The sequence below is a fragment of the Dyella sp. 01N36 genome, assembly GCF_056399745.1.
In genome coordinates, this window is record NZ_JBFTRY010000057.1 from 18558 (window position 1) to 27929 (window position 9372).

The window sequence follows — 9372 nt, forward strand, 5'->3', positions numbered from 1 at the left end:
TGGCGCCTTGTCCGATCCCATTTAGCCGGGATCGCATCGAGGACTTGCCCATGGCCAACGCCAAACCCATCAAGATCGACTTCGTCTCCGACGTGGTGTGCCCGTGGTGCGCCGTCGGCCTCAAATCGCTGGAGCAGGCGCTGCAGAATCTGGGCGACGAGGTGGCGGTGGAATTGCATTTCCAGCCATTCGAGCTGAACCCGAAGATGGCGCCCGAGGGCGAAGACATCATCGAGCACATCGCGCACAAGTACGGCAGCTCGCCGGCGCAGATCAAGCAGAACCAGGAAGCCATCCGCGAACGCGGCGCTGCGCTGGGCTTCACCTTCAACATGGACAAGCGCAACCGCATCGTCAATACCTTCGATGCGCATCGCTTGCTGCATTGGGCCGCGCTCGAAGGCCGCCAGGCGGAACTCAAGCAGGCCTTGCTGGGGGCGTACTTCACCGACGGCCGTGACGTGAGCTCGCGCGACGTGTTGGTCGACGTGGCCGCATCGGTGGGTCTGGACGCCGGTGAAGCGCGCCGCGTGCTGGACGAGGGCCGCTACGCGCAGGATGTCCGCGCGCAGGAGCAGTTCTACCAGTCGCAGGGCGTGCGCGCGGTGCCGTCGGTGATCATCAATGATCGGTACCTGGTGCAGGGTGGCCAGCCGCCTGAGGTGTTTGAGCAGACGTTGCGGCAGGTGGCGGCGGAGGGCTGACCGCTGTCGCAAGATTGAGTCGCGCACAGGGTGCGCTCCCACACTGGGCGCTGCAGAACCCCAAACCCCCAGACATGCGAAAATCCCCGGCCAGACCGCCTGACCCCGTGCCCGCATGATCCGACTCACCGACATCAAGCTCCCGCTCGACCACGCCGAGGGCGCCATCGATGCTGCCGTGCGCGCCAAGCTGGGGCTGGGCAAGGACGGCCTGCACAGCGTTTCGGTCTTCCGTCGCGGCTATGACGCGCGCAAGCGAGGCAGCATCCAGCTGATCTACACGCTGGATGTGGAAGTGGCCGATGAAGCCGGCCTGCTCAAGCGCCATGCCGACGACAAGCATGTGCAGCCCACGCCCGACACGAACTATCGCTTCGTGGCGCAGGCGCCGACCGATCTCAAGCAGCGCCCGATCGTGATCGGCTTCGGTCCCTGCGGCCTGTTCGCCGGATTGCTGCTGGCGCAGATGGGCTACAAGCCCATCATTCTCGATCGCGGCAAGGCCGTGCGCGAACGCACGGTGGATACCTGGGGCCTGTGGCGCAAGCGCCAGCTCGAGCCCGAATCCAACGTGCAGTTCGGCGAAGGCGGCGCSGGCACSTTYTCCGACGGCAAGCTGYACAGCCAGATTTCCGATCCGCATCACCATGGGCGCAAGGTGCTCACGGAATTCGTGAATGCGGGTGCCCCGGAAGAAATCCTATACGTCAGCAAGCCGCATATCGGCACGTTCCGCCTCGTGACGATGGTGGAAGCGATGCGCGAAACCATTCAGGCACTCGGCGGCGAAATCCGCTTCACTCAGCGCGTGGATGATCTGCTGGTGGACACCGCTGCCGATGGCTCGCGCCAGCTGCGCGGCGTAGTGCTGGCCAGTGGCGAGCAGCTGCTGAGCGACCATGTGGTGCTCGCGGTGGGACACAGTGCGCGCGATACGTTCTTCATGCTGCACGATCGCGGCGTGTACATGGAAGCGAAGCCGTTTTCGATCGGCTTCCGCGTGGAGCATCCGCAGTCGATCATCGACCAGGCACGCTTCGGACCGCAGGCGGGTCATCCGATACTCGGCGCCGCCGACTACAAGCTGGTCCATCACTGCAAGAACGGCCGCTCGGTCTACAGCTTCTGCATGTGCCCGGGCGGCACCGTGGTTGCCGCGGCATCGGAACCCGAGCGCGTCGTCACCAATGGCATGAGTCAGTATTCGCGCAACGAGCGCAATGCGAACGCGGCCGTGGTGGTCGGCATCGAGCCCAAGGATTTCGCCGCCTTCGACGACAGCGGCAGTCCGCTGGCCGGCATTGCCCTGCAACGCGCCCTCGAATCACGAGCGTATGACATGGGCGGCCGCGATTACAGCGCGCCAGGCCAGCTGGTCGGCGACTTCATCAAGGGCAAGGCATCGACCGAATTCGGCAACGTGCAGCCTTCCTACAAACCCGGCGTGCACCTCACCGACCTTGCCGACTTGCTGCCCGACTACGCCATCGAAGCGATCCGCGAAGCGCTGCCGGCGTTCGATCGCCAGATCAAGGGCTACGCCATGCATGACGCCGTGCTCACCGGCGTGGAAACGCGCACGTCTTCACCCGTGCGCATCCGTCGTGGCGAGGATTACCAGAGCCTCAACACACGCGGCCTCTACCCGGCCGGCGAAGGCGCCGGTTATGCAGGCGGCATTCTTTCCGCGGCGGTGGATGGGATACGCGTGGCCGAAGCGGTGGCAACGAGCATCAACGCCACCGCTGACTAAGCGCTGTTTCAGACGCATCCCGTAGCCCCGCATCGCCCGGCCCGCGAAAATACCCCTCGCCCCACCTGCCTACGGATGGTGCATGGGCTCGCGGCGACGCGGGCCGCGCTTCCGGGAGCTGGATATCCAGTCGTTCAGCAGCCCGGAAGCGCTGGGGCATTCCAACCTGGTGGAGAGTGAGCGGGTGGCCACGGCCATCCGCTTCTTTTTTGGGCGCTTTTCGGGCAGCCCATGAGCGGGCCGGCAGGGCCGGTGCGGGCATGCGAGAATGCGCCTCCGACGCGCCGTTTCGCGCCCGACCCGCCCGATGCTGACCGATACCACCAAAGACGCGATCCGCGCTTCCTATACGCGCCTCAAGGAAGGCCTGCCCGGCTTTCGCGCCCGCGCGTCACAAGGAAAGATGATCGCCGAGGTGGCCAAGGCGCTGGCACAGGAAGGTGGCGCCGCGGTGATCGAGGCGCCCACCGGCACCGGCAAATCGATGGCTTATCTGATCGCCGGCGTCGAAGTGGCGCGGGCGCAGAAGAAGAAGCTGCTGATCGCCACCGCCACCGTGGCGCTGCAGGAACAGCTGGTCCAGCGCGATATTCCGCTCTATCTCAAGCTCAATGGCACCGAGGCCAAGGTGGCCCTGGCCAAGGGCCGCGGACGTTACCTGTGTCCGCGCAATCTGGCGATGGCGAGCAACAGCCTCAATGAAACCGCGCAGATGGGCCTGGGTTTCGATGCCGATCTCGCGCTGTGGAGCAAGCCGCCGCAGGAGCGCGACAAGAAAGCGCTGACCAAGCTGATGGACTTGTTCGACCGGCACGAGTGGGACGGCGACATCGACGTGGCGCCCGAACCCATCAGCGACGTGCTGCGTCCGATGATCACCACCAGCGCCGGCGGCTGCACCAGCCGCAAGTGCGCGCATTTCATGCAGTGTCCGTTCTTTGCCGCGCGCCGCGCGGTGGGCGATGCGGAGATCATCGTGGCCAACCAGGATCTGGTGCTGGCCGATCTCACCATGCCGCGCGAAGAAGACGGTTTCGGTGGCGTGATCCTGCCCAAGCCCGATGAAACGCTCTACATCTTCGACGAAGGCCACCACGTGCCGGCCAAGGCGATCGATCGCGGTGCGGCCGAGGTCTACATGAACGTGGCGGTGCGCCAGCTGAGCCGTCTGGGCCGGCAGACCCACGCCGCCTATTCGCTGACCGACAAGGAAGTGATCGGCAAGCTCTCGCTCGACGCCGGCGACCAGAAGCTGCAGGACCTCAGCAATGGCCTGGAGGAACTGGAGCGCGAGATCCGCCTGAGCTGGCTGCCGTCGCCCGACGATCAGGAGCCGATGTACCGCGGCTCGCTCGGTCAGTTGCCCGAGGCCTGGGTGGAACACGCGCGCGCACTGTATGTCTTCACCGGCGAGATCGAACGCTGGGTCGGCGCCGTGCGCCGCGCCGTGCTGGAGATGACCGAGACCGGCCCCACCCATGAAGCGCTGTCGCGCGAACTGGGCATGGCGCTGGAGCGCATCGACCGCCAGGTGCGCACCTGGCGCGCGTGGTCGGCGACCGATGGCGACAACGCGCCGCCGCTCGCCCGCTGGGTCACGCTGAGCGGCGACCAGCAGCTGGTCTGCCATGCCTCGTCGGTGTCCGCCGGTGGTCTGCTGCGCAGCGTGCTGTGGGGCAATGCTAGCGGCGTGGTGATGACCTCGGCGACGCTGAGCGCGGGCGGCAATTTCCGCGGTTTTGCCGACTCGGTGGGCTTGCCCGACGATGCGGTGACACTGAGCCTGCCTTCGCCGTTCGACCTGGCCATGCAGGCACGCCTGGAAGTGCCGGCGATGCGCTCGCTGCCCGATGCTCGCGAGGAACACGTGCAGGAAATCTGCGACTGGCTTGCCGAGCATCTGGACTGGAGCGCCGGCAACCTCGTGCTGTTCACCTCACGCGTCAAACTCGACCGCGTGCTGCAGAAACTGCCCATCGAATTCGTACGCAAGGTGCGCGCGCAGGGCTCGCTGGGCAAGGCGCAATTGGTCGCCGAGCACATCGTCGACGTCGAAGCCGGCAAGGGCAGCACGCTGTTTGGCCTGGCCTCGTTCGGCGAAGGTCTCGACCTGCCCGGCAAGCTGTGCGAAACGGTGGTGATCACGCAGCTGCCGTTCGCCGTGCCGACCGATCCGGTGGGTGCGACCTACGCCGAATGGCTGGAATCGCGCGGCCGCAATCCTTTTATCGAAGTCACCGTGCCGGAAGCGACGCGGCAGCTCACGCAATATTGCGGCCGCCTGATCCGCACCGAAACCGACCGCGGCCGCATCGTGCTGCTCGACCGCCGCGTGGTGCTCAAGCGTTACGGCGAGCGCATGCTGCGCGCGCTGCCTCCGTTTACCCGTGTCATCGAGAAAGTTGCATGAGTTTCCGCATCCTTCGTGCCGCCGACATGAAACCCCAGCCGTGGAAGAACGGCATGGGTGTCACGCGTGAAATCGCCCGCTTTCCGGCCGATGCCGGCAGCGATGATTTCATCTGGCGCATCAGCGTGGCCGAGGTGAACAGCGCCGCGCCGTTCTCCATCTTTCCCGGTATCGACCGCCAGATCGTGCTGCTCGATGGCGACGGCTTCACCATGACGCTGGATGGCAAGCAGCAACACGCGCTGACCACGCCACTGGAGCCGTTTGCTTTTGCCGGCGAAGCACAGGTGGATGTGGCGATGGCCGGCGGTGCCACGCGCGATTTCAATCTGATGGTGCGGCGTGCGGCGGCCAGCGGTCGCATCGAGGTGATTGCCGGACTCTGCAGTCACGTGATGCCGCCCGAGGGCATCCTGGTTTACCTCGCCCGCGGCACGGCGGACACGCTGGACGGGCCGTTGAGTGCGGGCGACGCGTGGCAGCCCGATACCAGTCCCATTGAGTTGCATGAGGGCTCGGTGGCGCTCGTCGCCTGCGTCGTCCAGCAGGGCGGCTGACAGCTCAACCTTCGGCGCATGCGGCCGGCCCTCGATGCGTGCCATGATCGGAACACTCCGCCCGTCTAGGTGATCCGCATGGCACTGCTCATCCTCGGCCTGGTGTTGTTCCTCGGCGTCCACTCCCTGCGCATTTTTGCCGACCCATGGCGCACGCAACGTCGCGCGCAGCTGGGCGAGATGCGCTGGAAGGGGCTTTATTCCGTCGTATCGATCATCGGTTTCGTGCTGATCGTGATGGGCTTTGGCCTGGCGCGACAGCAGCCCGTACTGCTCTACGTGCCGCCGCTGTGGCTGCGCCATCTCAACGCGCTTTTCACTTTGCTGGCCTTTGTGCTGGTCGCGGCAGCCTACGTGCCGGCCAATCACTTCAAGGCCAAGCTCGGCCATCCGATGCTGGCGGGCGTGAAGGTCTGGGCGTTCGGCCATCTGCTGGCGACCGGCATGTTGCATGACGTCGTGTTGTTCGGCGCCTTTCTGCTGTGGGCCATCGTGGATTTCGTCAGCGCGCGCCGCCGCGATCGCGCCGCGGGCGTGGTTTACCCGGCCGGCACGGCCAAGGGCGACATCATCACCGTGGTGGCCGGCGTGGTGGGCTGGTTCGTATTCGCCTGGTGGCTGCACACATGGCTGATCGGCGTGAATCCCATGGGGTGAAACTAGTCATCTACGCCGCCCAGGCGGGCTGAGCTAGAGTGGCGCTGTTTTCGGCATGAGGATCGGGCCATGGTTGCCTTCCTGCTTTGGCTGTTGCTGCTGGTGTTCTGCTGGCCGCTCGCGCTGCTGGCGCTCGTGCTCTATCCCATCGTGTGGCTGATTGCGCTGCCGTTTCGCCTGGTGGGCATCACCGTGGGCGCCGTATTCGCCTTCCTGGGCGCCATGTTGATGCTGCCCGCTCGCGTGCTGCGCGGGCGGCCCGCCTGAGTGGATAAACCCAACGCGCCCTCCTGCGAGCGCAATCGCGCCCCCATCCTCGAGGTATTGCGCACGCATTTCGCCGGCTGCCGGCAGGTGTTGGAGATCGGCAGCGGCACCGGACAGCATGCGATCCACTTTGCATCGGCCATGCCAGATCTGCTGTGGCAATGCACGGATCGCAGCGAGTACCTGCCCGGCATCCGGCTATGGCTGGACGAGGCGCAGCTTCCCAATACACCCGCTCCCTTGGTGCTGGATGTGAATGGGCCGTGGCCGCCCCGTCGCTATGACGCCGTGTTCAGCGCCAACACCTTGCACATCATGAGCTGGGACGAAGTGGAGCTGCTGTTCTCGCGTCTGCCTGAGGTAACCACGGACGACGCGACGCTGGCGATCTACGGTCCGTTCAACTACGACGGCCACTACACCAGCCAGAGCAACGCCGCGTTCGACGACTGGCTGCAGGAGCGCGGCAGCCATATGCGCATCCGTGATGCCGAAGCGGTGGATGCGCTGGCCGAGATCGCCGGCTTCGAGCTGATCGACGACGTCGCCATGCCGGCCAATAATCGCCTGCGCATCTGGCGGCGCGCCCGCTGAACGGATTGGCCGTCCAATCATTGGCATTTTTGCCGCGATCGCGTCAGGATGCGCATCAGAGGGCGCCCCTGCTCGCGCCCGCCCCACGCCATGCGCCCTTACGTCCAAGCCATCGACACGCTCACGCCCTGCCCCTGCGGCAACAACGACGGCTATGCGCGCTGCTGCGGCCTGCTTCATGAGGGTGCCGCGGCCACTACTGCCGAACAACTGATGCGCTCGCGTTACAGTGCCTACGTGCTCAAGCGCGAAGACTATCTGCTGGCCACCTGGCACCCCAGTACGCGCCCCGCCCATCTCAAGCTCAGTGCGCAGCAACCGGCGCCGACGTGGCTGGGTCTGGCCATCAAGCGGCATGAGAGCGACGGCGATCAGGCGGTCGTCGAATTTGTCGCCCGTCTTCGCCTGGGCGGCGGCAAGGCACAACGCATGCATGAGGTCAGCCGCTTCGTGCGGGAGCAAGGGCGCTGGTATTACGTAGACGGCGAGTTTCCCGAGAAATCGGGCGAGTAACGACGCCGCGCTGTGTGTGTGGGAGCGCACCCTGTGCGCGACAATCCAACGGAGCAATGCACCCAGGCGTGGCCGTCGCGCACAGGGTGCGCTCCCACAGAGAGTGGCTAGAACGGAACCGCAGTCTCGCCCTCGTCGCTTCCATTCGGACCAAACCGCCGCTCCACTACTAGACCGCGCCCGTCGTGGCCGATCGCCACCACGGTGCTGGCACGCGTGCCATAGCGATCACCGCGGATGAAGGCCGACGACAGCCAGCGCTCGCGTTCCACGCCAACACCGGTATCAGGCAGCTGATCATCCGGATACACATGCGGATCGGCCAGCGCGGCAAACAGCGGCGCGAATTCATCATCCTGCCCCGCCGCTATCCACGCGCTCAAATGATCCATCAAGGCGCGCGTCTTCGGCCACGGTGTATTGAAGTCGGCATTGGACAGCCCATGCACGCCGGGTTGCACCGCTTGCGCGCGCGAATCCGGACGGTTGCCGATATAGAACGCGTGGGTGGCGTCGAACGTCAGCAGATTGAACGGCCGATAGTCGGCCGCTGTGTGCAGCAGCGACGCGGCGTGGGCTACGGCATCGTCGCGGCCGGCGAGATAGTCGAGCGCGAGCAGGCCGCGGGATCGTCCCAACTGCGGGTCGCGCGGATCGCGCACATTGGTCACCACGCTGCAGCGTCCGTCGTCGGCCACGCCCAGCCAGGTGCCCCCGGCTTCCAGATCCTTTCCGGCGACGATGGACGGCTGTTCCCAGCGCGCCAGCGGCAAGCTGGGACGCGCATGGAATTCATCGCGGTTGCCGATCAGAACAAGCCGCCAGCGCGGATGCGCCTGCCAGGCGAATGCAATCACGCACATGGGAATACCTGCTCCACGATCACGACGCGACGAGTGCGCCAGTATGCACCCCTCACCGATCAGCGGCTCGCTCGCCGCTCCACGGCGGCGGCCCAGCGCGCTGCGACCTTGGGTGTGGTCATGCAGACTGCGTCGTCGGTTCGCGTGGTGACAGCACGCTCGAGCAGCTGGATGTCGGCTTCATGCTGGCGTGCCACGTGCGGGTCTTCAAAAAAGATCGCGCGCTGGCAGCGGCGTTCGAGCACCAGATCGGCAATCTGCGCGTCGCCGCCCAGTGGGCCGCTCTGGTAACGCTCCACCCATGCCTGGTCCTGCGGCCAGCCGCGGCTCCACGCCAGTTCATTGAGGCGCTGGCCGGTGGTGCCGGTAGCCACGCGATGCACAAAGCGCGACAGCACGTCGAAGTGTTCGGCGGCATAGGCCAGCATCTGCGGCTTCATGGCGTCATGTGCAATCAGCGCCAGCGTCTGCGATTGGAGATCGTGAAATATCTGGGCGCCGGGGTCAGGCAGAAGTCCCGCGTGGATGCGCTCCATCTCGATCCAGTCGCGTGCCGTGGCGACGGTGGAAATAAAGGGCTTGCCGTGGATCACGCACTGGCGCTTGAGCGCGATCGCCTCGGGAAAAATCGAAGACGGGTCGACCGGATCGATCAGGTAGATGGCGCCATCGAGCACGCGCTCATCGCCCAGACCTACGACCTCGGCCACCAGCTTCATCAGGCCGCCTTCGCGGCCATAGGGATAGCGCCGCAGCGGAAGATAGCGCTCCAGGTAACCGGCGCGATGAATCGCATCGTAGGTGCGTCCCACCGCATGCAGGCCCAATTCCAGTTCGCGGATGCCCGCCTCGCACGCATGCAGCCAGCGGAACAGCGCGGCGTTGGCGTGGGCGTGGTGCAGCTGGTTGGCGGCTAGGCCGAGGCGCATGAGTGCTGTTCCGTGACGAGGTCGCCGCGCAGTGTCGCATTGGGGTGTTGCGCTGCGCTACATCGATGCCGTGCCGATGCACYCTTCCCTGTGGGAGCGCACCCTGCGCGCGACTGACATTGCCC

At 65.6% G+C, this 9372-nt stretch carries 11 protein-coding genes; 9 read left to right on the top strand and 2 right to left on the bottom strand.

Translation table 11 applies throughout. The annotated features are described in order from the left end of the window. Positions 1 to 50: 50 nt before the first annotated feature. The 9 genes from AC1DMG_RS11430 (at position 51) to AC1DMG_RS11470 (ending at position 7455) form a co-directional block, all read left to right on the top strand. Positions 51 to 704 (top strand): DsbA family oxidoreductase, encoded by a 654-nt coding sequence (locus AC1DMG_RS11430; RefSeq protein ID WP_441605505.1) that lies wholly within the window; start codon positions 51 to 53, stop codon positions 702 to 704. Between the two features lie 115 nt (positions 705 to 819). Beyond that, positions 820 to 2457: an NAD(P)/FAD-dependent oxidoreductase gene (locus AC1DMG_RS11435; RefSeq protein WP_477180533.1), complete on the top strand. Its 1638-nt coding sequence runs from the start codon at positions 820 to 822 to the stop codon at positions 2455 to 2457. 82 nt (positions 2458 to 2539) lie between these two features. Further along, positions 2540 to 2692, top strand: coding sequence for a hypothetical protein (locus AC1DMG_RS11440; protein ID WP_441605507.1), 153 nt, complete (start codon positions 2540 to 2542; stop codon positions 2690 to 2692). A 72-nt stretch (positions 2693 to 2764) separates the two neighbouring features. Then, positions 2765 to 4867: an ATP-dependent DNA helicase DinG gene (gene dinG, locus AC1DMG_RS11445; protein WP_441605555.1), complete on the top strand. Its 2103-nt coding sequence runs from the start codon at positions 2765 to 2767 to the stop codon at positions 4865 to 4867. After that, the gene (locus AC1DMG_RS11450) at positions 4864 to 5424 is read left to right on the top strand and encodes a HutD/Ves family protein (RefSeq protein ID WP_441605508.1); all 561 of its coding nucleotides are present in this window, start codon (positions 4864 to 4866) and stop codon (positions 5422 to 5424) included. The genes dinG and AC1DMG_RS11450 overlap by 4 nt, the downstream gene beginning before the upstream one ends. 78 nt (positions 5425 to 5502) lie before the next feature. Next, positions 5503 to 6081, top strand: coding sequence for an NnrU family protein (locus AC1DMG_RS11455; protein ID WP_441605509.1), 579 nt, complete (start codon positions 5503 to 5505; stop codon positions 6079 to 6081). Positions 6082 to 6150: 69 nt separating this feature from the next. Continuing rightward, positions 6151 to 6348, top strand: a complete 198-nt coding sequence (locus AC1DMG_RS11460) for a hypothetical protein (protein WP_441605510.1) — start codon at positions 6151 to 6153, stop codon at positions 6346 to 6348. Further along, positions 6349 to 6942, top strand: coding sequence for a DUF938 domain-containing protein (locus AC1DMG_RS11465; RefSeq protein WP_441605511.1), 594 nt, complete (start codon positions 6349 to 6351; stop codon positions 6940 to 6942). It abuts the gene before it with no gap. Between the two features lie 90 nt (positions 6943 to 7032). Then, the gene (locus tag AC1DMG_RS11470; protein ID WP_441605512.1) at positions 7033 to 7455 is read left to right on the top strand and encodes a YchJ family protein; all 423 of its coding nucleotides are present in this window, start codon (positions 7033 to 7035) and stop codon (positions 7453 to 7455) included. 107 nt (positions 7456 to 7562) lie between these two features. On the opposite strand, the gene AC1DMG_RS11475 is transcribed toward AC1DMG_RS11470, so the two are convergent. Then, a complete protein-coding gene (locus AC1DMG_RS11475; protein ID WP_441605513.1) occupies positions 7563 to 8318 on the bottom strand; it encodes an NRDE family protein in 756 nt (251 codons plus the stop codon). Between the two features lie 59 nt (positions 8319 to 8377). Continuing rightward, positions 8378 to 9247: a methylglyoxal synthase gene (locus AC1DMG_RS11480; RefSeq protein ID WP_441605514.1), complete on the bottom strand. Its 870-nt coding sequence runs from the start codon at positions 9245 to 9247 to the stop codon at positions 8378 to 8380. Positions 9248 to 9372: the final 125 nt, after the last annotated feature.

Excerpts from the sequence above, each read along its gene's own strand:
- AC1DMG_RS11430 (WP_441605505.1), top strand. The coding sequence starts at position 51 with ATGGCCAACGCCAAACCCATCAAGATCGACTTCGTCTCCGACGTGGTG.
- AC1DMG_RS11440 (WP_441605507.1), top strand. The coding sequence starts at position 2,540 with ATGGGCTCGCGGCGACGCGGGCCGCGCTTCCGGGAGCTGGATATCCAG.
- dinG (WP_441605555.1), top strand. The coding sequence starts at position 2,765 with ATGCTGACCGATACCACCAAAGACGCGATCCGCGCTTCCTATACGCGC.
- AC1DMG_RS11450 (WP_441605508.1), top strand. The coding sequence starts at position 4,864 with ATGAGTTTCCGCATCCTTCGTGCCGCCGACATGAAACCCCAGCCGTGG.
- AC1DMG_RS11455 (WP_441605509.1), top strand. The coding sequence starts at position 5,503 with ATGGCACTGCTCATCCTCGGCCTGGTGTTGTTCCTCGGCGTCCACTCC.
- AC1DMG_RS11460 (WP_441605510.1), top strand. The coding sequence starts at position 6,151 with ATGGTTGCCTTCCTGCTTTGGCTGTTGCTGCTGGTGTTCTGCTGGCCG.
- AC1DMG_RS11470 (WP_441605512.1), top strand. The coding sequence starts at position 7,033 with ATGCGCCCTTACGTCCAAGCCATCGACACGCTCACGCCCTGCCCCTGC.
- AC1DMG_RS11475 (WP_441605513.1), bottom strand. The coding sequence starts at position 8,318 with ATGTGCGTGATTGCATTCGCCTGGCAGGCGCATCCGCGCTGGCGGCTT.
- AC1DMG_RS11480 (WP_441605514.1), bottom strand. The coding sequence starts at position 9,247 with ATGCGCCTCGGCCTAGCCGCCAACCAGCTGCACCACGCCCACGCCAAC.